Genomic DNA, 22768 nt, shown 5'->3' with positions numbered 1-22768 from the left:
TCCGCTCCACCGGCGCCCGCGTACGCCGGGCCCTCGGCGCGTGCGCCCTGCTCACCGCCATGGTCGCCGCCGGGCTCGTCGGCCCGCCGGCGGCGTCCACCCGGCTCGCCGAGCCGGCGCAGGCAGCCGTCTACAGCTCCTGCACGATGACCCGCTGCGCGGACGCCCGCACCGCGCGCTCGGGCTGGTCCGCCCGGAGCTTCCCGACCAGCCGCGGCTGGTACTCCTGGAGCGGCGGCCAGTGCAACTTCGCCGGCGGCCGGTTCTACAACTACGAGGGGCAGCTTCCCACGAACGCGACCTACTACGAGTACGACGTCTACCCGCGCGCCTGCGGTGCCGCCCGGGACGCGTACCGGATCGTGGTCAACAAGAGCACCGGGGCGACCTGGTTCTCGCCCGACCACTACGCCAACTTCTACCGGCTCTGAGCGGCGTCGGGGCGGGTCGGGCCGAGGTCCGACCCGCGCCGGCCGGAAAGGATCGACCGATGGGCGCAGCCTCCCCACACCCGCCGGCCTGGCTCGCGTTCGACGACGGGGCGGCGGCCGAGCCGACCGGGGTGGCCCTGGCCGGGGCGGACGCCCGGACCCGGGTCGGCCTGCACGAGGCGCTGGCCGGGGCGCTACCCCTGCCCGGCTGGTTCGGGCGCAACTGGGACGCGCTCGCCGACGCGCTGGCCGACCGGCTCGACGCCGGCCCACTGACCCTCGTCGTGCGGGGCGCGGCGGACCTGCTCGCCGACGAGCCGCCGGCCCAGCTCGGCACCCTCCTCGACGTGCTCGGCGCGGTCGCCGCCGGCGGCCATCACTCGCTGTGCGTGGTGCTGCGCGACCACCCCGACCGCCTGGCCGCCCTGCGGGCCCGGATCACCGCCGCCCTGGGCGGCCGGGTCGGCGCCCCACCCCCGGACGCGAGCTGACCCTGCACCGGCCGCCCGAGCGCCGCCATCCGGCCACTGGCCGACGGGGCGCCGGCCCACCGGCCACCGGCCGACGGGGCGCTGGTCAGTTCGGCTGGTCGAGGATCGCGCTGAATCGCTCCTCGGCGAGGTCGAGCTGGGCGAAGATGTGCCGCTTCACCGGCGCCGACAGCGGCGTGTCCGGCCGGGCGATGAGGTCGCGGAAGACCGGCACCAGCGGCCGGTACTTGGCCGCCGAGCGGGCCACCTTCGGGCCGACCGTGTGGATCACGCCCACCCCGTTGTCGGTGAAGTCCGACACCTTGATCACCCGCGCCCAGGGCTCCCGGTCGAGGCTCGCCGCCACGTGCTCCCGGTACTGGACGTGCCGGTCGCGCCCCGGGTCGTACGCCGGGTTGGTGACCGCACCGACGAGCCGGGCCACCCGCGGGCCGAACCGCGCGGCCAGGGCGTCCAGCGCCGCCGGCGTGGGCTCCCCAGCGGTGTCCGGGCCGGCCAGCTCCGCCGGGTGGTCCTCCACGGCGTCGTGCAGCAGGCCCGCGACGATCACGTCCACGTCCCGCACCTGGTAGTGGTGCATCATCCGGATCGCCACCCGGAGCAGGTGGTTCAGGTACGGCTCGCGCACCCGCCGGTCCTCCCGGTGCAGCTCGGCGGCGAGATCGAGGGCGGCGGTAAGCCGCTCCCGGGCGGGTTCGTCGAACGCCTCGATCTCCAGCCGGAAGCGGGCCAGCAGGCCCGGCTCGCCGTGTATCTCCGTGATCGCGTGCATCGGCATGGTCGCCAGGTACGCCGGGAACTCCATGCGTCCCTTATAGCTGATCTTCGCTAGGTAGCGTGGTCCCCGGTCGGCCTCCCGACCGTGTCGGTCAGCCGCCGCTCAGTCGCTTGACCAGGTGGACCGTGGTGCCCTCCGGCGTGCCGACGATGCTCACCTCGTCCATCACCCGAGTCATGATCATCCGGCCTCGGCCCCGGTCGGCGGGATCCTCGTCGGCGTCGGGCCGCCAGCCGCCGCGGTCGCGCACCTCGATCACGAGGTGGTCGTCGCGCAGCTCGGCGCGGAGCGTGGTGATCCCCTCGGGCGCGTAGCGGTAGCCGTGCTCGATGGCGTTGGCGCACGCCTCGCCGGTGGCGATGAGCACGGTCTCGACGTCCCAGTCGCTCACCCCGTGGCCGCGCAGCCAGCCCCGCAGCCGCTCCCGGGTGGGCGCGAGCCGCGCCGGGTCGGCGGGCAGGTCGACGGTGAACACCGGGGCGGTCCCGGCGGGGTCGTCGCCCGGCACCAGCCCGGCGGCTGTCCCACCCTCCACGTCCGGCCCCCCCCGTCCCGCGCACGTCCCCGGCCGGGGCGCTCGCCGTCACCGTCCCGTCCTGCCGGTCATTGTCCCCGGTCGGGCCCGCCGGTATTCCTCGACCCGGCGGTTCGTCCGCCCGGGTGTCGGGCGCGCCCGGAGCCGGCGCGGTGGCGCCCGGTGGCGGGTCACAATCGGCGGGTGGACCGGGTGCTGGACCTGCTGGTGGCGCTGCCGCCCGCCCTGGTGCTGGCCCTCGTGTTCCTGCTGCCGGCGCTGGAGGCGTCGACCTTCCTCGGGCTGGTCGTGCCGGGGGAGATCGCCGTGCTGGTCGGCGGGGTGCTCGCCCACGAGGGACGCCTGCCGCTGTGGGCGGTGATCCTCGCGGCGGTCGCCGGTGCGGCCGTCGGTGACCAGGCCGGCTACCTGGTGGGCCGCCGGTACGGCCGGCGGCTGCTGGCCCGGGTGCCCCGCCGGTTCGCCCGTTCCGGGGAGCTGTCGCGAGCGTTGGAGCTGGTGCGCCGCCGGGGCGCGCTCGCGGTCGTGCTCGGCCGGTGGGCGGCGGCGCTGCGCGCCCTCGTGCCCGGGCTGGCCGGGATGAGCGGCATCCCGCACCGCGCGTTCACCGTGGCGAACCTGACCGGCGGCGCGCTCTGGGCGGTGGCCGTGACGCTCCTCGGCTACCTGGCGGGGGCGTCGTTCCGGCTGCTGGAGCGGCGGCTCGGCTGGGGCGGCGAGGCGCTGCTCGCCTTGGTGGTGCTGCTGGTGGTCGTCCGGGTCGTCCGGGCCCGGTGGGCCGCCCGCCGCGAACGGGCGGGCACCACCGGGCCCGGCTGATCCCCCGCCGGGTCGGGGAGCGTGGTCAGTCGGCGACGAGGTGGTCGCCGCCGCCCCACTGCGTGCTGCGCTCCCGCTGCCGGCGGACCAGGTACGTGCCGGGGGCGATGCCGGAGCCGCCGTGCTCGGGGTGGATGAGGTACGCCGGCCGGACGCACCGCAGCACGCCGACGGCGAGGAACTGCGGATCCGCGACGTCGGCCGTCCACTCGGCGTCGCCCGGCCCGGCGACCAGGGTGTGCGGGTTCCCGCCGGCCGCCCCGCGGAGCAGTTCGACGCCGCCGGGCGGCACGGGACGCCAGCGTGCCCGCGGCGACGGCTGCACGTCGGCGAGGATCCGCAGCGGGATGACGATGAGGTCGCCCTGGGCTTGGAGGCCGTCGACGACGGGGATGCGGACCTGCTGTTCGAGGTGGTCGAGCACGGTCAGCCCGGTGCGGCCGGCCAGCTCGGCGAGGGTCAGGGTCATGGTCATGGTCATCACCTTCAGGTTCGGCGGAGGAGTCGGGCGTACTGGTCGCCGGTCAGGCCGTAGGACCAGCCGGCGGCGGCGACCGGGTCGTCGAGGTGGTCGGGGACGGTGAGGCCGTACCGGCGGCGCCGGCCGTCGCGCTCGACGGACCCGTTGACCGCCAGCAGCACCCGGGCGGGCCGCCCCCACACCTGGCGGGGCAGGTCGTAGAGCTGGAGCCGGCAGCCCGGGTTGCCGGGGTCCGGCGCCTCGGCGAGCAGCCGCAGCCGGGCCTCGGCCAGGTACGCGTCCCAGCCGAGGTGCTCGATCGCGCAGCGGCGCACCTCGACGTTGCGCTCGCGGGCGATCCGCTCGACCGTCGGATCGTGGACCACCCACTCGGGCACGGCGGTGCCGTGCCAGGCGTGGCCGCCGGTCCCGTCGGCGTACCCGACGGCAGGGCCGTGTCCGTTGTGGCTGCGCCGCTCGCCGTGGTGGGCGCCGGGGACCGGCTCGGTGTGCGCCACGGTGGTGCGTTCGGTGACCACGCAGACGCCCTTCCGAGGCCACCACCAGCCGCAGGAGCGGGCCACCTCGGCCCACAGGTCGAGGTGCCGGTCGTCGTCCGGGTCGTAGCGGCCCGGCCGGAGCTGCCGGCGGACGTCGTAGTGCGCCAGCCAGGCCACGTCGTGCTGGCCGTGCCAGCGCAGCCCGGGCGGTTCGGGGACCTCGGCGACCAGCCCGCTTCGCACCACCGCCCGGATCCCGTCGCGGACCGTCCGGTGCAGTGAGTCGCGGACGCCGGTGTCGAGCAGGTCGTCCAGCCGCGCCCCGGCGTCGAGCGCCTCGGCCGGCGGCCGGGTCGCGACGAGCGGGCTCCGCCCGACCCACCAGGGCGGCTCGCCCGCGCTGCGGGTCCGGTCGTCCAGCCTTCGGCGCAGGCCGTGCACCTCGTCGGCGAGCTGCCGCGCCAGGTGCCAGGGGAGGTCCGGGTCGGTCGGGCCGCCGTACCGGATCGGGGGTTCGTCCAGCAGGTCGACGGCCTGCCGGGGACTGGCCACCCAGCGGAACCGGGGGCGGGGCCGGCCGAGCCGGGCGTAGAGGCCGGTGAGGGCCCGTTCGGCGCGGTCGCGGTCGGCGGGTTCGGTGCTGAGGGCGCTCCGGAGCCAGCCGTCGCGGAGTTCCGCCGCCCGGTACCAGTGGTCGAGCTGATCGGTCAGGTTCCGGTGGCTGCCGGCGCGGCGTCGGGCCCGCTGCCGGTTGCGCGCGCTCATGGCGCGAGGGCGGTCACGCCCTTTCTCTCGATCATGGCAGCGATGGTGGCAGGTTCCGCCCCGCCCGACAACGCGATTACCGGCCGGGCCGGCGCCCCCGGGAAGGGAACGCCGGCCGGACGGCGGTGGGAGATCAGCCGCTGATCTTCCCGGTGCCGGCCCCCGCGGTCACCGTGGCCTTCACGGTGCTCGCCGGGTCGAGCGTGTACGCGTACGGGATGGAGGCCACGCTGCCGGCGGTCTGCGGCGTGCCCGAGTTGACGTAGAGGTTGTTCCGCTCGGCCAGGTTGCCCGTCGGTGAGGAGCCCTCGCCGACGTGCGTCGGGTCGGTCATGTTCTCGAAGGAGTTCCCCTCGACCAGCACCCCGGCGCCGCAGGTGGTGGCGATGCCGTAGCTGTAGGACGGGTTGGCGGTGGTCACGTAGTAGTTGTTGAACACGTGCACCGGGTTGCCGAAGCGGACCCGCGGGTTGCGCTGGAAGCAGTTGCTGAACGCGTTGTGGTGGTAGGTCACCTTCAGCTTGCCGCTGTCCTCGCCGGAGTTGTTGTCGCTGTGCCCGACCAGCGAGCACTTCACGTGGTCGTGCAGCCGGTTCCAGGAGACGGTGACGAAGTTCGACCCGTGGGTGACGTCGAGCAGCCCGTCGTAGTAGTCGGTGCCGCTCGTGGTGTCGCTGGACAGGTCGTTGTGGTCGATCCAGACGTTGGTGGAGTTGTCCAGGTGGATGGCGTCGCCGTTGCCGACGCCGGCGCGTACCTTGGCGATCCGCAGGTTGCGCACGACGATGTTGCGGGCGTCGCGCAGGTTGAGGCCGCAACCGGTCAGCCCCGAGCCGGCGCCGACCCCGATGACGGTCTTGTTCGAGCCGACCCGGATCTCCGTCGAGCAGGTGAAGTTCCCGTTCACCCGGACGGTGGCCGCCGCGTCGCCCTCGACCGCGTCGGCCAGGGCCCCCGCGTCGCTCACGGTCACCGTGCCGCCGCCGGCCCCGCCGGTGGTGCCGCCGTTCTGGGTGGCCCAGCCGACCAGCCCCGTCGTGGGCGGCGGGTTGGTGGGCGGCGGCGTGGTCGGCGCCGGCGTCGTCGGCGACGGCGTGGGGGAGGAGGAGGTGGGCGGCGTGGTCGGGGTGCCGCCGGCGCCGTCCACCGCGACGTCGTCGAAGACCGCGCTCGCGTACGCGGTGACGAGCGCGATCCGGCCGGCCGCGTACGCGGTGTCGGTGCCAGAGGCGATCTGGGTGCCGTTCACGAAGCCCCTGACGGTGCTGCCGGTGGCCTCGATCCGCAGCGTGTACCAGGTGCCGGTGGCGACGGTCAGCGCGGCGGACCCGAGCACGGAGATCTGGCTGCCGTTGACCATCTGAAGCTCGGCCCGGTTGGCGTTGGTGAGCGCCAGCCGGTACATCTTCGTGGAGCTGGTGGAGCGGGACGCCAGGCCGACCAGCCGGTTGGCGCCGTTGAACGACAGCGGCTTGACCCGGGCCTGCACCCGGTAGTCGGTCCAGCCGGTCTGGCCGGCGAAGGCGCGGGCCAGTTCGCTGGCGGCGTTGCCCTGCCGGTACGCCGGTGAGCCGTCGGTGACCACCGACCAGTCGCCGCCGGACTTGGACCAGCCGTCGGCGTTGCCGTCGTCGAAGGTGTCGCCGAACAGGGTGGCCGCCGCGGCGTTGCCGGTCAGGCCGACCGTGAGCAGCAGGGCGGTGAGGCCGGCGCCGGCCGCGGCCAGCGCCCCTCGGTGGTGTCGGAGTCGCACGGTGCTTCCTCCAGGGTGGGTGGGGGTGGGATGGCCGGGCGCCGCGTGGGGGACGGGCGCGGCCCCGGGGTCAGAGGGGAAGCCGGCCGGCGCCCGCGAACGCGCCCACGACGAGCGGCACGAGCGGCGTGGGCAGCACGGGTGCGGCGCGCAGGGTGGGCGTCCAGCCGGCGTCGCCGCCGAGGTCCGGATCGTGCGCCGCGTTGTACGCGCCGAGCAGGTCCACCGGGCGCGCCGGGCCGCCGCCCTGGCGCAGCCAGCTGCCCCGCTCGGTGAGCGCGGTGCCGCCCCAGTCGTGGATCAGGTCGGCCGCGTCGACGTCGCCGGCCAGGGTGAAGAAGTTGTTCTCGGCGTGGATGGATGACCGCACGCCGACGCCGAGGGCGTACGCGAAGCCGGGTCCGCCGAGCCGGTAGTGGTTCTCGTGCACGTCGACCTGGCCGAACCGGACCCGGGGCAGTCGCTGGAGGTCGCCGTCGAAGAGGTTGTGGTGCACGGTCACCTTGAGCCGGCCGACGTCCGGGCCGACCGTGTTGGACGAGCCGATCAGCATGAGCTTGTCCCTTCCGGCGAACCGGTTCCACGAGGCGGTGACCAGGCTCGCCGTGTGCGTGACGTCGAGCGACCCGTCGTGCACCTGGTAGGGGCGGCCGAAGTGGACCGGCTGGCCGCTGTCCGGGTTGTCGCCGTCGGTGAACGTGTTGTGGTCGACCCAGACGTGCTCGCTGCGGCGGACGGAGATCTGGTCGTACTGGGAGTTCCAGTTGCCGGCGTCGCCGTCGGTGGGGGACCAGGCCGGGGAGCAGTCCCGGGCGTCGGTGAGGGTGAGGTTGCGGACGATGACGTTGCTGACCCGGTCGATCATCAGGGTCAGCCCGGTGAGCCGGGCGCCGCGCAGCCCGACGATCGTGGTGTTGGCACCGACGTTGATCTGGGTCTGCCGGGTCTGGTTGGCCACCGAGCGCACCCGGGCCGCCTCCAGGGGCCCGCTCGGGTCGACGCGCCCCCAGATCGCCGGGTCGTACGCGGCCAGGTAGCCGTCCAGCGTGTACCCGGGGTCGGCCAGGTCGGCGCAGTCGAGGAGGGCGCCGTCGGGGCCCTCGAAGCCGTCGACGGTGCCCGCCACGTACACGATCTTGGGGGTGGCGTCGGTGGCGTTGGTGGCGTTGTCCCCGCCGAGCGCGTCGACCAGTTCGGCGCGGGTGCGCACCACCCGGATGCGGTCGGGGGCGGCGGCCGCGCCGCCGGTGGTGCCGGTGCCCTCGGCGGCCCAGCCGTCCTTCGCGGGGAGCGCCTGGCGGCCGATTTCCTGGGCGAGCCGGGACAGGGCCGGGGCGGCGGGCGCGGGGGCGCCGGTGACCGCGAGCGCGGCGGCGACAAGCGCCACGCCGACTGCTGTTTTACGCATGACTCCTACCGTCCTGTCAGCTTCTGGTGGCCGATACCTGACGGTAAAGTCATTGTTTTATATGGGTCAATGCGTAGTGTGTGCAGGTTTGTTGCAATGGAGAGATGCGTGGGGCATTGCCCCGGCTCGGAGCGGCCGGATAGGCGGGCTTCTGTCCGGATCGCCCGGACCCGGCCCTGCCGGGGTTTGCACTACCGTTGCGGCGCCTCCCCGTCCGGCAGCTCGATCCGGTAGGGCGGTACCGCCCACGGCACCCCCGACTCCGACGGCAGCGCGCCGGACGCGGCGGCCCGGCGCAGCACCGCGTCGACGCCCCGGATGACGCGTACCCGCTGCGGCCCGTCGCCCTCGGAGCGGACCAGCGCGCCGCCGAGCAGGGCCGGGTCCGGCGCGTCCCGCAGCGCCGCGACGACCGCCGTGAACGGCGCGGTCCGCGCCAGCGGCACGATGAGCGGGGTGCCGGCGGCCCGGTGGTCGAGCAGGTTCTCCAACAGCCCGCGCCGGCCGGGCACCTCGCGTGGCGCCGGGTCACCCGGCAGCCGGAGCCGGTCGGTCGGATACTCCAGCACGGCCCGGTCCCGGTCGCCGGTGACGTGCACCTCGCCGGCGATGTGCTCCTCGCCGGCCAGGGTGACCGCGGCCAGCACCGGCGGCCCGCTCCGCGGCGTCACCCGCAGCACGGCCGTGTCGTCCACCTCGATGGGCCGCACCCGGTAGCGCTCCACCTCGATCCGGGCCGGCCGGACCGGCGCGCCGGTCACCGCCTCGGCGACGGCCAGGCACTGCATCACCGCGTGCGCGAGGGGGTTGGCCAGGGCGCCGTCCAGCGCGGGCCGGCCGTCGAGGCTGCGCCGGCCGGCCCAGGGGGCCCGGTCGTAGTAGGCGTCGGGCCGCTGCCAGGACGCCACGGTGGCGACGGCCGTGACCGTGCCGAGCCGCCCGGCCGCGAGGGCGGCGGTCAGCTCGGTCAGGGCCGCCGAGCCGAGCGCCTGGAAGCCGACCTGCACGGCCCGGCCGGCGTCCCGGGCCGCCGCGGCGAGCCGCCGGTGTTCGGCCAGGTCGAGCACGGGCGGCTTCTCCAGCAGCAGGTCCGCCCCGGCGGCGAGGGCGTCGAGGGCGATCGGCAGGTGGGTGTGCGGCGGGGTGCAGACCACCACCACGTCGGGGCGGACGGCGGCGAGCATGGCCCGGTGGTCGGTGAAGATCCGCGCCGCGGGCGGGACGGGTGCGGCCGGTTCGTCCTCCAGGGGGCGGACGTCGACCAGGCCGACCAGGCGCACCCGGCCGGCGTCGTGCAGCGGCGCGATGGCCCGCCGGTGCCAGCGCCCGTGCCCGTTCGCCCCGACCACCGCGACCGTGGGCGCCGCACCCGCCCCGGCCTCGGCGGGCTGCGCGGCGCCCGGGCCGGTCACGCCGCACCCGCCCCGGCCCCGACGGGCGGCGCGGCGCCCGGGCCGGTCACGCCGCACCGGCCAGGGTGGCCCGTACGCCGTGCCGTTCGAGCGCGGTCAGCCAGCCGGTCACGTCGGCCCGGACCTCGTCGTCGGCGGCCAGTTCGGCGGGGAAGACCTCGCGCAGCGCGAAGAGCGCGTCGACCACCCCGGCGGGGGTTCCCGGGGCGGCGGCGAGGGCGGCGCGGATCCGGTCGGCGAGCGGGTCGTCCAGCGGCAGCGGGCGCCCGTCGTCGGCGTACCCGAGCAGGAAGCGCAGCCACGCCGCGACCACCAGGGCGGCCCAGCGGGCAGGACGGCCGGCCGCCCGCAGGTCGGCGATCGTGTGCAGCACCCGCTGCGGCAGCTTCTGCGAGCTGTCCGTGGCGATCTGCAGGGTGCGGTACCGGATCGCCGGGTTGGCGAACCGGGCCAGCACCTCCTCCCCGTAGGCCGGCACGGAGACGCCGGGCGGCGGGGTGAAGCTGGCCGCCACGTCCTCGGCGACGAGGCGGCGCAGCACGGCGTCCAGCCGCGGCAGCGCCAGGGTCTCGGCGACGGTCTCCGCGCCGGCCAGGGCGCCCAGGTACGCCGTGGCCGAGTGCACCCCGTTGAGGGTGCGCAGCTTCAGCCGCTCCCACGGGCCGGCGTCGCCGGTGAGCACCGCCCCGGCCCGCTCCCAGGCCGGCCGGCCGCCGGGGAAGTCGTCCTCGACCACCCACTGGGAGTACGGCTCGGCGGCCACCGCCGCCAGGTCGGTCACCCCGAGCGCCCGCCGGGCCGTGTCCAGGGTGTCCGGGGTGGTTGCCGGCACGATCCGGTCGACCATGGTGCCGGGGAAGGTGACCTGCCGTTCGATCCAGCCGGCCGGCCCGTCGGGCACCCGGGCCAGCGCGAGCGACTGGGTCACCAGGCCGCGCAGCCGCCGGCCGTTGGCCGGCAGGTTGTCGCAGCTGACCAGGGCGACCGGGCCGGCGTCGGCGGCGGCGCGGGCGAGCAGCCCACGGACCAGCAGCCCCGGCACGGTGCGCGGGGGCCGGTCGGTGGTGAGGTCGGCGACCAGGTCCGGGTCGGCGCGCAGCGCGCCGGTGACCGGGTTGAGCTGGTACGCCTTCTCGGTCACGGTCAGCGTGACCACCCGGATGGCCGGGTCGGCGAGCAGACGTACCACGGCGGCCGGGTCGGCGGGCGCGTGGCGTACCCCGGCCAGGGCGCCGACCACCCGGGTGGTCGAGCCCTCGGGGGAGAGCGTGGTGACGCTGAACAGGGCGTCCTGCGCGGCGAGCGCCTCGACCACGGCGGTGCTGCGCGGGGCGACGCCGACGATGCCCCAGTCCCCGCCGGCCGCGCCGACCGCCGCCTCGGTGTGCACGGCCTGGTGGGCGCGGTGGAACGCGCCCACTCCGAGGTGGACGATGCCCGCCGGCACGGTGCCGGGGCGCAGCAGCGGCCGGGACTCGACGGGCAGCCGGCGCAGGGTGGACAGGCCGAGGCGGTCGCTGGTCAGCGCCATGCCGGGCCGTCCGGGAAGCGGAACTCGGCGATCGACCCGGGCCGCATGGTGCTGCTGTAGCCGGGGGCGCTGGGCAGCAGGTAGCGGCCGCCGCGGGTGCGGACCGGGTCGGTGAAGTGCTCGTGCAGGTGGTCGACGTACTCGACCATCCGCCCGTCCAGGCTGGCGCCGACCCGGAGGAAGTCGAAGACCGCCAGGTGCTGGACGTACTCGCAGAGGCCGACCCCGCCGGCGTGCGGGCAGACCGGCACGCCGAACTTCGCCGCCATGAGCAGCTCGGCCAGGACCTCGTCGACCCCGCCGACCCGGCAGGCGTCGACCTGCATGACGCCGATGGCCCCGGCCTGGAGCAGCTGCTTGAAGATCACCCGGTTGGCGGCGACCTCGCCGGTGGCGACCTGGCACCGGCCGCAGGTCAGCTCGGTGACCGCGCGGGCGATCCGGGCGTGGCCCAGCACGTCGTCGGCGTGCGTCGGCTCCTCGATCCAGTACGGGTCGACCTCGGCCAGCACGGTCATCGCGGTGATCGCCTCGTCGACGTCCCAGACCTGGTTGGCGTCCATCATGAGCAGCGCGTCCGGACCGATCTCGGCGCGGATGATCCGGGCCCGGCGCAGGTCGTCGTCGAGCGGGCCGCCGACCTTCATCTTCATGGCCCGCCAGCCGTCGGCGTACGCGGCGCGGGTCAGCGCCCGCACCTTGTCGTCGGGGTAGCCGAGCCAGCCGACCGACGTGGTGTACGAGGGGAAGCCGTCCCGCTCCAGCTCGGCGCGGCGGTCGGCGAGGCCGTCGCGTCCCTTGTCCAGGATGGCCGCGGCCTCGTCGGGGGTGAGCGCGTCGGTGATGTGGTGGAAGTCGACGGTGGCCACGAGGTCGTCGGTGGGCAGTTCGGCGAGGAACCGCCACAGCGGCTTGCCGGCCAGCTTGGCGCGCAGGTCCCAGACGGCGTTGACCAGCGCGCCGGTCGCCATGTGGATGACGCCCTTCTCCGGGCCGAGCCAGCGCAGCTGCACGTCGGCGGTGAGCGACCGCCAGAACGCCACCGGCTCGGCGGCGATCTCCGCGACGGTCCGCCCGCGCACGTGGTGGGCCAGGGCCCGCACGGCCGCGCAGGTGATCTCGTTGCCCCGCCCGTTGGTGAAGGTGAACCCGGCGCCGGTGGGGCCGCCGTCGGTGGCCAGCTCGACGTAGGTGGCCGAGTAGTCGCCCCGGTTGATCGCGTCCGAGCCGTCGCCGCTGGCGGCCGTGGGGAACCGGACGTCGTGCACGGTGACGTCGGTGATGGTGGTCATGAGGCCCCTCCGAACTTGAAGACCCGCTTCGGCAGCCGGTACGCCAGGTCCACGATGGTCTCGGCGGCCTCGTCGGCCGGCAGCCGGTGCTCGGCGACGAGACGGGCCAGGAAGCCGGCGTCGACCCGGCGGGCCACGTCGTGGCGGACCGGGATCGAGCAGAACGCGCGGGTGTCGTCGACGAACCCGGCGGTGTTGTAGAAGCCGGCGGTCTCGGTGACGGCCTCCCGGAATCGGCGCAGCACCTCCGGGGAGTCGAGGAACCACCAGGGCGCGCCGAGGAGCAGGGCCGCGTAGCCGCCGGCGAGCGGGGCGAGCTCCCGGGTGAAGGTGTCCTCGTCCAGGGTGTAGAGCACCACCCGCAGCCGCGGGTCGTTGCCGTGCGCGTCGAGCAGCGGCGCGAGGCCGTGCACGTAGTCGGTGGCCTGCGGCACGTCGCCGCCGACGTCCCGGCCGTGCCGGGCGTACAGCCAGCGGTTGTGGTTGCGCACGGCGCCCGGGTGCAGCTGCATGACCAGGCCGTCGTCCAGCGACATCCGGGCGAACTCCAGCAGCATGTGCGCCCGGAACGCCTCCGCGTCGGCGGCGCCGGCCCGCCCGCGCCGGCCCCGGTCGTAGAGCGCCGCCGCCTCGGCCGGCTCCAGGGCGAGGGTACGGGCGGTCGGGTGCCCGTGGTCCGAGGAGGTGGCGCCGGCCGCGATGAACGCCTCCCGCCGTCGCCGCAGCGCGGCCAGGTAGCCCGCGTAGGTGCCGGTGTCCTCGCCGGCGACCTCGGCGAGCCGGTCCACGTTGGCCGACCAGCTGTCGAACTCCATGTCCACCACGTCGTCCGGGCGGAACGTGGTGACCACCCGCCCGCCCGGCCCGCCCCAGCCGTCGGCGGCGAGCTTGGCGTGCCGGCCGAGGTCGTCCAGCGGGGACTCGGTGGTGGCGAGCACCTCGATCCCGAAGCGTTCGAACAGTGCCCGGGGCCGGAACTCCGGTTCGGCCAGGCGCGCGGCCAGCTCGTCGTAGACGGTGTCGGCGGTGCCCGGAGAGAGCGCGGTGGTAACCCCGAACACGTCCCGGAAGGTCTGCTCCAGCCAGAGCCGGGACGGGGTGCCGCGGAACAGGTGCCAGTGCGCCGCGAAGCGCCGCCAGATGGCCCGCCCGTCGGTCTCCACCGGGCTGCCGTCGACGCTGGGCACGCCGAGGTCGGCCGGCGGCACCCCCTGGCTGAGCAGCATCCGGGTGAGGTAGTGGTCGGGCACGACGAGCAGCCGGGCCGGGTCGGGGAACGGGCGGTCCTCGGCCAGCAGGGCCGGGTCGACGTGGCCGTGCGGGGAGATGATCGGCTGCTCGGCCGCCAGGGCGTACAGCTCGCGGGCGAGGGCGCGCTGGCCGGGTTCGGCGGGCAGGAGCAGGTCGCTGCGGGAGACGGTCGGCACGGGGGGTGACTCCTCGGTCAGGGCAGGGTGAGCAGGTCGGCGACGCGGACGGGGGCGCCGGTGTCCAGCGAGCGGTTGGCGGCCAGCCCGGTGAGCAGCGCGAGCGCCCCGTCGTACGCGGTGGCCGCCCGGTCGAGCGGGTCGGGCTCGCCGCCGAGCAGCACCCGGGTCATCCGGGCGTCCGCGCCGCCGTGGCCCTGCCGGGTCCAGCCCTCGACGGGCACGTCCACCGGGGGCGCCCAGAACGGCCGCAGGGTGAGCCGGGCCGCGCCGCGCTCGGCCGCCGCCTCGTCGCCGTGCAGGGCGGCGCCCTTGAGCGCGCCGGCCACGGCGGGGGAGACGTGGTCGCTCTCGGTGACCTCCAGTTCGAGCCGGCCCCGGCTGCCGTTGACCATGACCCGGTAGCCCTCCCAGGGGGCGTACGCGGTCAGGTGGTAGGTCATCGTGGCGCCCGTGGAGTAGCGGGCCAGCACGGCGAGGTCGTCCTCGATGGTGACGCCGGGGCCGAAGACGTTGCGGTCGCGCTGGTAGCCGTCCTCGGTCTCGGCGTCCAGGTAGAGCTCGCGCAGCCGGGGGTGCTCGGCCAGCCGTAGCGCGAACGGGTCGTCGGCGGCGGCCGGGGAGCCGTGTGCCCGGTCGTAGTCGCGGGCGTAGCCGTGCCGGCGGCCGGACTCGCCGTAGAAGAACAGCCGGCCGGCCGCGTGGACCTCGACCGGGCGGGCGTCCAGCCACCAGTTGACCAGGTCGAAGTGGTGGCTGGCCTTGTGCACGAGCAGCCCGCCGGAGGTGGCCTTGTCCCGGTGCCAGCGGCGGAAGTAGTCGGCGCCGTGGCGGACGTCGAGCAGCCACTCGAAGTGCACCGAGCCGATCTCGCCGACCGCCCCGCCGGCGAGCAGCCGGCGGACCTGCTCGTGCAGCGGGTTGTAGCGGTAGTTGAAGGCGACGGTGACCCGTCCGCCGGTCTCGGCCACCGCGTCGAGGATCCGCCGGCAGCGCGGCGCGTCGACGGTCATCGGCTTCTCGGTGACCACGTCGCAGCCGGCCCGCAGGGCGGCCGTCACATACTCGTCGTGGGTGACGTCCACGCTGGTCACCAGCACCACGTCGACCCGCTCCTTCGCCAGCATGGCGGTGAAGTCGGCGGCCCGGTAGGTGGGCACCGGCGGGTGGCCCAGCTCGGCCAGCCAGCGGTTGTGCGCGTCCATCCGGGCCCGGTTGACGTCGGCGAGGGCGACCAGTTCGGCGGTGTCGGCGTGGTCGAGGGCCAGCGCGCGGACGAACATCTCGGCCCGCGCCCCGGCGCCGACCAGCGCGTACCGGACCCGTTCCCGGGCGGGTGGTGACATGGCGTCGGCCTCCCCGGAGAGCTGCAAAGGTTTGCAGCCGAAGAAACCACGCCGGCAGAGACGGCGTCAACGATCGATGGCAAACCGGTTACTTAGATCCGCTTTGATGGTGAAAAAGGCGGGTGGTGGGAGCGGTACCGCAATCGATCCGCAACAAAGTCCCGTTGACACCGGAGCAACCGTTTGCATTAATTGGCGGCACCCACGTGACCGCCACCACACTGGACGAGGGAGCCCGCCGTGCCAGCCACCATCCGGGACGTCGCGCGGGCCTCGGGCGTGCACATCTCCACCGTGTCCCGCACGTTCTCGGCCCCGCACCTGGTCAACCCGGAGACCCGGGTCCGGGTGCTGGCCTGCGCGGAGGACCTCGGCTACCGGCCGAACCGGGCCGCCCGCGCCCTCATCACCGGCCGTACGCACAACATCGGCCTGATCGTGGCCGACATCGCCAACCCGTTCTTCCCGCCGCTCATCAAGGCGGCCGAGGGGCAGGCGCGGCACCGCGACTACCACGTCTTCGTGGCCGACACCAACGAGGACCAGGCCGCCGAGGAGGAACTGGTCCACGCCCTCGCCAAGCAGGTCGACGGGGTGCTGCTGTGCAGCCCCCGGATGAGCAACAGCCTCATCGAGCAGGTCAGCCGGGAGGTCCCGGTGGTGGTGATAAACCGCCAGGTCGCCGGCCTGCCCTGCGTGATGATGGACGTCGGCCAGGGAGCCCGGCTGGCGATCGAGCACCTGCTCGGCCTGGGCCACCGGCGGATCGCGCTGCTCGGCGGCCCGCGCGGCTCGTGGACCAACCGGGAGATCCGCCGGGCGGCCGGCGCCGCCGCCCGGGCCGGGGGCGCCGAGCTGACCGTGCTGGGCCCCAACCACCCCACCGAGACCGGCGGCGGCGCGGTGGCCGACCAGGTGCGCCGCAGCGGCGTCACCGCCGTGCTCGCCTACAACGACCTCATGGCGATCGGCCTGATCGAAGGGCTCGACGCGCTCGGGCTCCGGGTCCCGGCCGACGTCAGCGTCGTCGGCATCGACGACATCGCGCTGAGCCGGCTGACCCGGCCCAAGTTGACGACGGTGGCCACGCCGACCGCGGCCGCCGGCCGGACGGCCGTCGACATGCTGCTGCAACACGACTCCGACGCGCCCCGTGGCGCCCGGGGCCGGGTCGCAACGGCCGGCGACCGTCGCACCACCGCACAGGTAATGCTCCAGACCGAACTGGTCGTCCGCGACTCGACCGGGCCCGTCCCACCGCCCGGCCGGGACGGCACCGGGGCCTGACGTGGTGGCCCGGGCCCGCATCGCCGTGCGGACCCGGGCGACCCGTGGACGGCCGCCGGTGACGTCGTCGCCTCCCACAGCCGAGGAGTGAGCGCAGATGCACCCCGCAACGTCCCCCACCGCCGGCGTGCCCGCCGGGCGGGATCACCGTACCCCCAGGACCCGACCTCGATTCCTGCGCGGCCTGGCCGCCGTCGCGCTGGCCGTGCCGCTCGCCCTGGGCGCGGCGGCCTGCGGCGGCGACGAGGCCGCCGACGGCGGCCCGGTCAAGCTGTCCGTCTTCTGGTGGGGCGGCGACGCCCGCGCCAAGCTCACCGAGGACGCCCTGGCCCTCTACACGAAGAAGCACCCCGAGGTGACCTTCGAGAAGACCTGGCAGGCCAACCAGGGCTACTTCGACAAGCTGGCCACCCTGACCGCCGGCGGCAACCCGCCCGACCTGTTCCAGATCGACGACAACTACCTCGCCGAGTACGCCGGCCGCAGCACCACGCTGGACCTGACCAGCTTCAAGGACTCCGGCAAGCTCGACGTGTCGAAGTGGCCCAAGAGCCTCTGGCAGTACGGCGTGGTCGACGGCAAGCTCGCCGGCCTGGCCGCCGGGGAGAACACCCAGGGCCTCATCTACAACAAGACGCTCCTGCAGAAGCACGGCCTGCCCGAGCCGACCACCGGGATGAGCTGGGAGCAGCACATCGCCTGGGCCGAGCAGGTGTCGAAGAAGACGAAGGTGCCCGGCACCCAGGACCCGAGCGCCGACTACAAGGCGTTCTGGGTCTGGCTGCGCCAGCAGGGCAAGGACCTCTACAACGGCAAGGAACTCGGGTTCACCGCCGACGACGTGACGAAGTGGTTCGAGCTCTGGAAGGGCGCCCGGGACCGGGGCGCCACCCCCACCCCCGACGTGATCCACGAGGGCAACGTCACCGACATCACCAAGCAGCTCGTGGTCACCGGCAAGGCGGGGACCTCCTGGGTCTGGGCCAACCAGATGCCCGACCTGAAGAAGAACACCAAGGACGAGCTGGGTGTCGTCGCCTACCCGGGTGACCCGAGCGCCCAGTGGGCGCGGGCCTCCATGTACTGGTCGGTGTTCAAGGGCAGCAAGCACAAGGATGTCGCCGTCGATGTGATCAATTTCCTGACCAACGACCCGGAGGTGGTCGCCCTGCTGGGCACCGACCGCGGCCTGCCGTCCAACCTCGACCTGCGCGCCAAGGTCAGCGAGACCGTCACCGACCCGGCCATGAAGCAGTCCATCCAGGTGGAGTCCGAGCTGGCGCAGAAGTTCGGGGAGTCGCCGCAGGTGCCCATCAAGGGGCACAGCAAGGTGAAGTCCGAGCTGATCAAGGCCGCCGAGAACGCCCAGTACGGCCGGGCCACCCCGGCCCAGGCGGCCGAGCAGTTCCTGGCCGCCTGCAAGTCCGCGATCGGCTGACCGCGCCGCGAAGAAAGGAGCCGGCCCGTGGCCCTCACCACGGCGCCCGGCCGGACCGCACGCACCGGCCCGACCGGCCCCCGCCGCACGCGGCGCGGGGTCGGCCGGGCCCGGCTCGGCGAAGGTCTGGCGGGGTACGTCTTCCTCTCGCCCTGGCTCATCGGACTGATGGGCGTCACGGCGATCCCCATGCTGCTCTCGCTCTGGCTGAGCTTCACCGACTACGACATCCTCACGCCGCTGTCCGAGGTGCGCTGGGTGGGGCTGGCCAACTACGAGCGGATGTTCACGGCCGACCCGTCGTACTGGCACGCCGTGCGGGTGACGCTGACCTTCGCGCTGGTGGCCGTGCCGCTCAAGCTGGCCGCCGCGCTCGGCGTGGCGCTGCTGCTCAACCGGACCTGGCGGGGCGTCGGCCTGTTCCGCGGCCTGTTCTACCTGCCGTCGCTGCTCGGCGGCAGCGTGGCCCTGGCCATCGTCTGGGTGAACATGTTCAACCGGGACGGCGCGTTCAACTCGTTGCTCGCCGTGTTCGGCATCGAGGGGCTGCCCTGGGTGAACGACCCCGACTGGGCCCTCGAAACGCTCATGGTGCTGGCGATCTGGCAGTTCGGCGCGCCCATGGTCATCTTCCTGGCCGGGCTCAAGCAGATTCCCACCGAGCTGTACGAGGCGGCGGCCGTCGACGGCGCCAGCGCCTGGCGGCGGTTCCGGGCGGTCACCCTGCCGATGCTCTCCCCGGTGATCTTCTTCAACCTGGTGCTGGAGACCATCCACGGGTTCCAGGGCTTCACGGCCGCGTTCGTGCTCAGCAACGGCACCGGCGGCCCGGTCGACTCCACCCTCATGTACACGCTCAAGCTCTACATCTCCGGCTTCACCGACCTGGAGATGGGCTACGCCTCCGCGATGGCCTGGGTGTTCCTGGTCGCCATCGCGCTCATCACGGCCGTCTTCTTCGGCACCGGCCGGTTCTGGGTGCACTACTCGGACGGAGAGGACCAATGACCGCCCTCGCGCCCGCCCGCCGTCGTCCCGGCGGCAACCGGCAGGCCGTGCGCCTGCTGGTGCTGGTCGTGATCGTCGCCGTGGTGCTCTACCCGCTGGTGTGGATGGTCGGCACCTCGGTCAAGAGCCAGGCGGAGATCGTCAACAACGTGGGGCTGCTGCCCGAGCGGTTCACCCCCGGCAACTACACCGACGGGTGGACCAACTTCGACGTCGGCTTCGGCCGGTTCTTCCTCAACAGCGCGATGGTCAGCCTGCTCACCGTGGTCGGCAACGCGCTGTCCTGCCTGCTCGCCGCGTACGCCCTCGGGCGGCTGCGGTTCCGGCTGCGCAAGGTCTGGTTCACCGTCATGATCGGCACCCTGCTGCTGCCCGGGCACGTGCTGATCGTGCCGCAGTACATCCTGTTCCGCAGCCTCGGCCTGGTCGGCGGGGACTGGCCGTACCTGCCGCTGCTCATCCCGCACTTCCTGGCCACCGAGGCGTTCTTCGTCTTCCTCATGGTGCAGTTCATGCGGGGCATCCCGCGCGAGCTGGACGAGGCCGCCAAGATCGACGGGGCCTCCCCGTACGGCGTCTTCCGCCACGTCATCCTGCCGCTGAGCCGACCCGCGCTCGTCACCACCGCGATCTTCTCGTTCATCTGGACCTGGAACGACTTCTTCCGGCAGCTGGTCTTCCTGTCCAACCTGGACGACTACACCGTGCCGGTGGCGCTGACCCTGTTCATCGACTCCACCAGCCAGAGCGCCGTCGGCCCGATGTTCGCCATGTCGGTCCTGTCGCTGCTGCCGGTGTTCCTGTTCTTCCTCGCCTTCCAGCGGATGCTGGTCGAGGGCATCAACACCAGCGGGCTGAAGGGATGAGCGCCGAGCCGGCCCGCCGGGACTGGCGGGACACGGCGCGCGAGGCGAGCGACCTGGCGCTGCTCGGCTTCGCCGTGGCGCTGGCCGCGCTGCCGCTGCTCACCCTCGCCCCGGCGGTCGCCACGGCCAGCGCCGCCCTGCACGACCGGGGCGGCACCGGCAGCTGGCCGGCCGCCCGGACCACCCTCGCCCGGTTCGGCCGGGCGCTCCCCGCCGGGCTGGCGGCCAGCGCCGTCGCGCTCGCCGTGGCCGGCGCGCTCGGCGCCGACCTGCTCGCCCTGACCCGCGGCCGGGTCCCCGGCGGCGGGCCCGCCATGGCCCTCACGGCCGCGGTCGCCGCCGCCCTGCTCGGGTACGCGGGCCTGGTCGCCGTCGCCGTCGGGCGCACCGGCGGCCGGGGCTGGCGGGCCGCGGCCCGGGCGGCGGCGGGCACCTGCGCGCAGCGGCCCGGCACCTGGGCGGCCGCCACCGGGGTGTGCTGCGTGGCCGGGCTGCTCGCCGTGCTGGTCACCCCGGTCGCCGTGCCGATCCTCGCCGGCTACGCCCTGGCCGCGCTGCACGCGGTCGCCGCCCGCCGCCCGCTCACCAGGCCGGAGGCGCCGTGACCGCCGACAGCCGCGGCGGCGTGCTGCCCGGCCCCGACGCCGCCGGCCCGCCGGCCCCGGAGCGCGAGCCCCGCCCGGTCGTGGCCGGCGGCGGGAACGGCCGCTCCGACCGGGACGACGATCCGCGCCTGGTCGTGGCCGGCACCGAGGTCGCCCGATACGTGGTCCACCCGGACCTGGACGCGCGGCACGGGCCACGGCCCTACCTGCACCCGGTGCGGACCCTGTCCGGCACCCCGGTCACCGACGCGCTGCCCGCCGACCACGTCTGGCACCTCGGCGCCTCCCTCGCCGTGCAGGACGTCGACGGCGCCAACCTCTGGGGCGGGCGCACCTACGTCCGGGACACCGGCTACACCTGGCGGGACGACCACGGCGTCATCGCCCACACCGGCTGGCGCGCACGTGCCGCCGACCGGCTCGACCACGACCTGGAGTGGCGGGACCGGGCCGGCCGCCCGCTGCTGCGCGAGCGGCGCCGGCTCACCGCCATCCCGGCCGGCCCCGAAGCCTGGTGGCTCGACGTCGACGCCACACTCACCGCCGCCGGCGGTCGGGACGTGCACCTGGGCAGTCCGGCCACCAACGGCCGCCCCGGCGGCGCCGGCTACGGCGGCTTCTTCTGGCGGGCCGTCGCCGACGGGGAGCCCGAGGTGTTCACGGTGGACGCCGAGGGGGAGGAGGCGGTCAACGGCTCGGCCGCCGGATGGCTGGCGCTGAGCGGGACGGGACCGGGCGGCGGGGCGTACACCCTGGTCTTCACCGGGCTGGGGCCCGGTGACCGGTGGTTCGTGCGGACCGGGATGTACCCGGGCGTCTGCGTCGCGTACGCCTTCGACCGGCCGGCGGTGATCGCGGCCGGATGGCCCCGGCGCAACCGGCACCGGGTGCTGGTCGCCGACGGCCGGCTGGACCGGGCGGCCGTGGCCGCCCGCCTCGCCGGGGCGTCCGGGTGACCGGCCCGGAGGTGGCCTGCGTGGGCGAGACCATGGTGGTGCTCGCGCCGGCCGCCCCGACCCCGCTGGAGCACGCCGACCGGCTCGCCGTCGGCGTGGGCGGCGCCGAGTCCAACGTGGCCATGGCGCTGGCCCGGCTCGGCCACCGGGTCGCCTGGGTCAGCCGGGTCGGCGACGACCCGTTCGGCCGCCGGGTGCTCCGCGAGGTCGCCGCCGCCGGGGTGGACACCAGCCTGGTCGCCGTCGACCCGGCCGCGCCCACCGGCGTCTACCTGAAGGACCCCGGCCCGGACGGCACCCGGGTGCACTACCACCGGGCCGGCTCGGCCGCGTCCCGGCTGACCGCCCGCGCCCTCGACGACCCGCGCCTGGCCGGGGTGCGGCTGCTGCACCTCACCGGCATCACCCCGACGCTCTCGCGGAGCTGCCGGGACCTGGTGGCGCACGCGCTCACCGCCCGCCCGCTGCCCGCCGCCCGGGTCAGCTTCGACGTCAACCACCGGCCCCGGCTGTGGCCGGCGCGCCGGGCCGCCCCGGTGCTGCGCGACCTGGCCGACCGGGCCGACGTGGTGCTGGTCGGGCTGGACGAGGCGGCCACCCTCTGGGGCGTCACCGCGCCGGCCGACGTCCGCGCGCTGCTGCCCGGCCCGGACCTCGTGGTGGTCAAGGACGGCGGGGTGGGCGCGACGGCGCTGCCGCGTACCGGAGCGGAGGTGTTCGTGCCGGCGCTGCCGGCGCCGGTGCGCGAACCGGTCGGTGCGGGCGACGCCTTCGCCGCCGGGTTACTGGCCGGGTTGCTGCGCGGCCTCGACCCGGCGGCCTGCCTGCGGCTCGGGCACCTCACGGCCGTCCCGGCGCTGGCCGCCGCCGGTGACACCGCGCCGCCGCCGGATCCGGCGTGGACGGCCCGCGCGCTGGCGCTGCCCGACGCGCGGTGGGCCACCCTCGTGCCGGCGGACCTCGCCGGTCCGGGGTCGGGGCAGCCCGACGGCGCCGCCACGGTGCAGAATGCGGCCGGGAACGGCCACGGTGGAGGGAGCGGGCGATGAGCGGGCACGACTTCGCGCCGATCTTCGGCCCCGCGCGGGTCATGGTGATCCTGCGTGACCTGCCGCCCGACGAGACGGTCCGGCTCGCGGAGCGGGCCTGGGACCTCGACATCGACGTGGTGGAGGTGCCGATCCGCACCCCCGACGCGGTCCTCGCGCTGCGCGCCGCCGTCGACGCCGGCCGGCGGCGGGACCGCCTCGTGGGCGCCGGCACGGTCCGCACCCCCGCCCAGGTCCGGCAGGCCGCCGGCGCGGGCGCCGCGTTCACCGTGGCCCCCGGGCTGGACCTCGCGGTCGCCGACGCGGCGGTCAGCTACGGCATCCCGCACCTGCCCGGCGTGGCCACCCCCACCGAGGCGCAGCAGGCCCTCGACCACGGCCTGGTGTGGTTGAAGGCGTTCCCGGCGGTCAGCCTCGGCCCGGCCTGGTTCCGGGCGGTCGCCGGGCCGCTGCCCGAGGCACGGTTCGTGGCCACCGGCGGGATCGACGCCGACAACGCGGCCGACTTCCTGGCCGCCGGGGCGCGGCTCGTGGCGGTCGGGTCGGCGCTGTCCGACCCCCGCCAGATCCCCCGCCTCGCCGCCCTCGCCGCCGATCAGGGCTGAGACCGG

Annotated in this window: 22 protein-coding genes; 11 read left to right on the top strand and 11 right to left on the bottom strand. The window is 75.1% G+C overall.

What is annotated here, in order from left to right; all coding sequences use genetic code 11:
• The first annotated feature begins 59 nt into the window (after positions 1-59).
• Together ACQP12_RS20565 and ACQP12_RS20560 are read left to right on the top strand one after the other, a co-directional pair.
• Entirely contained in the window at positions 60-431 is a 372-nt protein-coding gene (locus ACQP12_RS20565) for a ribonuclease domain-containing protein (protein ID WP_433289353.1), read from the top strand.
• A 59-nt stretch (positions 432-490) separates the two neighbouring features.
• A complete protein-coding gene (locus ACQP12_RS20560) occupies positions 491-922 on the top strand; it encodes a barstar family protein (protein ID WP_433281125.1) in 432 nt (143 codons plus the stop codon).
• An 85-nt stretch (positions 923-1007) separates the two neighbouring features.
• Here the strand turns inward: ACQP12_RS20560 and ACQP12_RS20555 are convergent, their stop codons facing one another.
• Together ACQP12_RS20555 and ACQP12_RS20550 are read right to left on the bottom strand one after the other, a co-directional pair.
• Positions 1008-1727 (bottom strand): HD domain-containing protein, encoded by a 720-nt coding sequence (locus ACQP12_RS20555; RefSeq protein WP_433281123.1) that lies wholly within the window; start codon positions 1725-1727, stop codon positions 1008-1010.
• Positions 1728-1791: 64 nt separating this feature from the next.
• Positions 1792-2235, bottom strand: coding sequence for an ATP-binding protein (locus tag ACQP12_RS20550; protein WP_433281120.1), 444 nt, complete (start codon positions 2233-2235; stop codon positions 1792-1794).
• 183 nt (positions 2236-2418) lie between these two features.
• Here ACQP12_RS20550 and ACQP12_RS20545 point away from each other — a divergent pair, with 183 nt between their 5' ends.
• Positions 2419-3054, top strand: coding sequence for a DedA family protein (locus ACQP12_RS20545; protein WP_433281118.1), 636 nt, complete (start codon positions 2419-2421; stop codon positions 3052-3054).
• A gap of 25 nt (positions 3055-3079) precedes the next feature.
• Here the strand turns inward: ACQP12_RS20545 and ACQP12_RS20540 are convergent, their stop codons facing one another.
• The 9 genes from ACQP12_RS20540 to ACQP12_RS20500 all read right to left on the bottom strand — a co-directional run bounded on the left by ACQP12_RS20540 (position 3080) and on the right by ACQP12_RS20500 (position 14948).
• Positions 3080-3529, bottom strand: a complete 450-nt coding sequence (locus tag ACQP12_RS20540; protein ID WP_433281116.1) for a hypothetical protein — start codon at positions 3527-3529, stop codon at positions 3080-3082.
• Positions 3530-3540: 11 nt separating this feature from the next.
• Positions 3541-4779, bottom strand: a complete 1239-nt coding sequence (locus ACQP12_RS20535; RefSeq protein ID WP_433281114.1) for a DUF6745 domain-containing protein — start codon at positions 4777-4779, stop codon at positions 3541-3543.
• Positions 4780-4912: 133 nt separating this feature from the next.
• Positions 4913-6532, bottom strand: a complete 1620-nt coding sequence (locus ACQP12_RS20530; protein ID WP_433281112.1) for a pectate lyase family protein — start codon at positions 6530-6532, stop codon at positions 4913-4915.
• A 70-nt stretch (positions 6533-6602) separates the two neighbouring features.
• Complete coding sequence (locus ACQP12_RS20525) at positions 6603-7940, bottom strand: pectate lyase family protein (protein WP_433281108.1); 1338 nt, start codon at positions 7938-7940, stop codon at positions 6603-6605.
• Positions 7941-8131: 191 nt separating this feature from the next.
• The gene (locus ACQP12_RS20520; RefSeq protein WP_433281107.1) at positions 8132-9352 is read right to left on the bottom strand and encodes a Gfo/Idh/MocA family protein; all 1221 of its coding nucleotides are present in this window, start codon (positions 9350-9352) and stop codon (positions 8132-8134) included.
• Positions 9353-9398: 46 nt separating this feature from the next.
• Complete coding sequence (locus tag ACQP12_RS20515; RefSeq protein WP_433281105.1) at positions 9399-10883, bottom strand: mannitol dehydrogenase family protein; 1485 nt, start codon at positions 10881-10883, stop codon at positions 9399-9401.
• Positions 10874-12175, bottom strand: a complete 1302-nt coding sequence (locus tag ACQP12_RS20510; RefSeq protein ID WP_433281103.1) for an enolase C-terminal domain-like protein — start codon at positions 12173-12175, stop codon at positions 10874-10876. Before ACQP12_RS20510 ends, ACQP12_RS20515 begins: the two co-directional genes overlap by 10 nt.
• Complete coding sequence (uxaC, locus tag ACQP12_RS20505; protein ID WP_433281101.1) at positions 12172-13602, bottom strand: glucuronate isomerase; 1431 nt, start codon at positions 13600-13602, stop codon at positions 12172-12174. The genes ACQP12_RS20510 and uxaC overlap by 4 nt, the downstream gene beginning before the upstream one ends.
• A gap of 17 nt (positions 13603-13619) precedes the next feature.
• A complete protein-coding gene (locus ACQP12_RS20500; protein ID WP_433281099.1) occupies positions 13620-14948 on the bottom strand; it encodes a Gfo/Idh/MocA family protein in 1329 nt (442 codons plus the stop codon).
• Positions 14949-15188: 240 nt separating this feature from the next.
• Between ACQP12_RS20500 and ACQP12_RS20495 the strand changes: the two genes are divergently transcribed.
• The 8 genes from ACQP12_RS20495 (at position 15189) to ACQP12_RS20460 (ending at position 22762) form a co-directional block, all read left to right on the top strand.
• Positions 15189-16235 (top strand): LacI family DNA-binding transcriptional regulator, encoded by a 1047-nt coding sequence (locus ACQP12_RS20495; protein WP_357943275.1) that lies wholly within the window; start codon positions 15189-15191, stop codon positions 16233-16235.
• Between the two features lie 97 nt (positions 16236-16332).
• Positions 16333-17673: an ABC transporter substrate-binding protein gene (locus ACQP12_RS20490; RefSeq protein ID WP_357943273.1), complete on the top strand. Its 1341-nt coding sequence runs from the start codon at positions 16333-16335 to the stop codon at positions 17671-17673.
• A gap of 27 nt (positions 17674-17700) precedes the next feature.
• A complete protein-coding gene (locus ACQP12_RS20485) occupies positions 17701-18681 on the top strand; it encodes a carbohydrate ABC transporter permease (protein WP_433281096.1) in 981 nt (326 codons plus the stop codon).
• Entirely contained in the window at positions 18678-19547 is an 870-nt protein-coding gene (locus ACQP12_RS20480; RefSeq protein WP_357943269.1) for a carbohydrate ABC transporter permease, read from the top strand. The genes ACQP12_RS20485 and ACQP12_RS20480 overlap by 4 nt, the downstream gene beginning before the upstream one ends.
• Positions 19544-20152: a hypothetical protein gene (locus ACQP12_RS20475; RefSeq protein ID WP_433281094.1), complete on the top strand. Its 609-nt coding sequence runs from the start codon at positions 19544-19546 to the stop codon at positions 20150-20152. Before ACQP12_RS20480 ends, ACQP12_RS20475 begins: the two co-directional genes overlap by 4 nt.
• Positions 20149-21108, top strand: coding sequence for a PmoA family protein (locus ACQP12_RS20470; protein ID WP_433281092.1), 960 nt, complete (start codon positions 20149-20151; stop codon positions 21106-21108). Before ACQP12_RS20475 ends, ACQP12_RS20470 begins: the two co-directional genes overlap by 4 nt.
• Before the next feature lie 20 nt (positions 21109-21128).
• Positions 21129-22157: a sugar kinase gene (locus ACQP12_RS20465; RefSeq protein WP_433281090.1), complete on the top strand. Its 1029-nt coding sequence runs from the start codon at positions 21129-21131 to the stop codon at positions 22155-22157.
• Positions 22154-22762 (top strand): bifunctional 4-hydroxy-2-oxoglutarate aldolase/2-dehydro-3-deoxy-phosphogluconate aldolase, encoded by a 609-nt coding sequence (locus tag ACQP12_RS20460; RefSeq protein WP_433281088.1) that lies wholly within the window; start codon positions 22154-22156, stop codon positions 22760-22762. The genes ACQP12_RS20465 and ACQP12_RS20460 overlap by 4 nt, the downstream gene beginning before the upstream one ends.
• The last annotated feature ends 6 nt before the right edge of the window (positions 22763-22768 follow it).

The organism is Micromonospora sp. CA-244673, assembly GCF_050948395.1.
Taxonomy (GTDB): domain Bacteria; phylum Actinomycetota; class Actinomycetes; order Mycobacteriales; family Micromonosporaceae; genus Micromonospora.
Note: the sequence above shows the minus strand (reverse complement) of the source record. Positions and strands in the feature narration are given on the sequence as shown.

What these genes read in the sequence shown, in the direction of transcription:
- ACQP12_RS20565 (WP_433289353.1), top strand. Translation starts at nt 60, where the DNA reads ATGGTCGCCGCCGGGCTCGTCGGCCCGCCGGCGGCGTCCACCCGGCTC.
- ACQP12_RS20560 (WP_433281125.1), top strand. Translation starts at nt 491, where the DNA reads ATGGGCGCAGCCTCCCCACACCCGCCGGCCTGGCTCGCGTTCGACGAC.
- ACQP12_RS20555 (WP_433281123.1), bottom strand. Translation starts at nt 1,727, where the DNA reads ATGGAGTTCCCGGCGTACCTGGCGACCATGCCGATGCACGCGATCACG.
- ACQP12_RS20540 (WP_433281116.1), bottom strand. Translation starts at nt 3,529, where the DNA reads ATGACCATGACCCTGACCCTCGCCGAGCTGGCCGGCCGCACCGGGCTG.
- ACQP12_RS20535 (WP_433281114.1), bottom strand. Translation starts at nt 4,779, where the DNA reads ATGAGCGCGCGCAACCGGCAGCGGGCCCGACGCCGCGCCGGCAGCCAC.
- ACQP12_RS20525 (WP_433281108.1), bottom strand. Translation starts at nt 7,940, where the DNA reads ATGCGTAAAACAGCAGTCGGCGTGGCGCTTGTCGCCGCCGCGCTCGCG.
- ACQP12_RS20515 (WP_433281105.1), bottom strand. Translation starts at nt 10,883, where the DNA reads ATGGCGCTGACCAGCGACCGCCTCGGCCTGTCCACCCTGCGCCGGCTG.
- ACQP12_RS20510 (WP_433281103.1), bottom strand. Translation starts at nt 12,175, where the DNA reads ATGACCACCATCACCGACGTCACCGTGCACGACGTCCGGTTCCCCACG.
- ACQP12_RS20500 (WP_433281099.1), bottom strand. Translation starts at nt 14,948, where the DNA reads ATGTCACCACCCGCCCGGGAACGGGTCCGGTACGCGCTGGTCGGCGCC.
- ACQP12_RS20490 (WP_357943273.1), top strand. Translation starts at nt 16,333, where the DNA reads ATGCACCCCGCAACGTCCCCCACCGCCGGCGTGCCCGCCGGGCGGGAT.
- ACQP12_RS20480 (WP_357943269.1), top strand. Translation starts at nt 18,678, where the DNA reads ATGACCGCCCTCGCGCCCGCCCGCCGTCGTCCCGGCGGCAACCGGCAG.
- ACQP12_RS20475 (WP_433281094.1), top strand. Translation starts at nt 19,544, where the DNA reads ATGAGCGCCGAGCCGGCCCGCCGGGACTGGCGGGACACGGCGCGCGAG.
- ACQP12_RS20460 (WP_433281088.1), top strand. Translation starts at nt 22,154, where the DNA reads ATGAGCGGGCACGACTTCGCGCCGATCTTCGGCCCCGCGCGGGTCATG.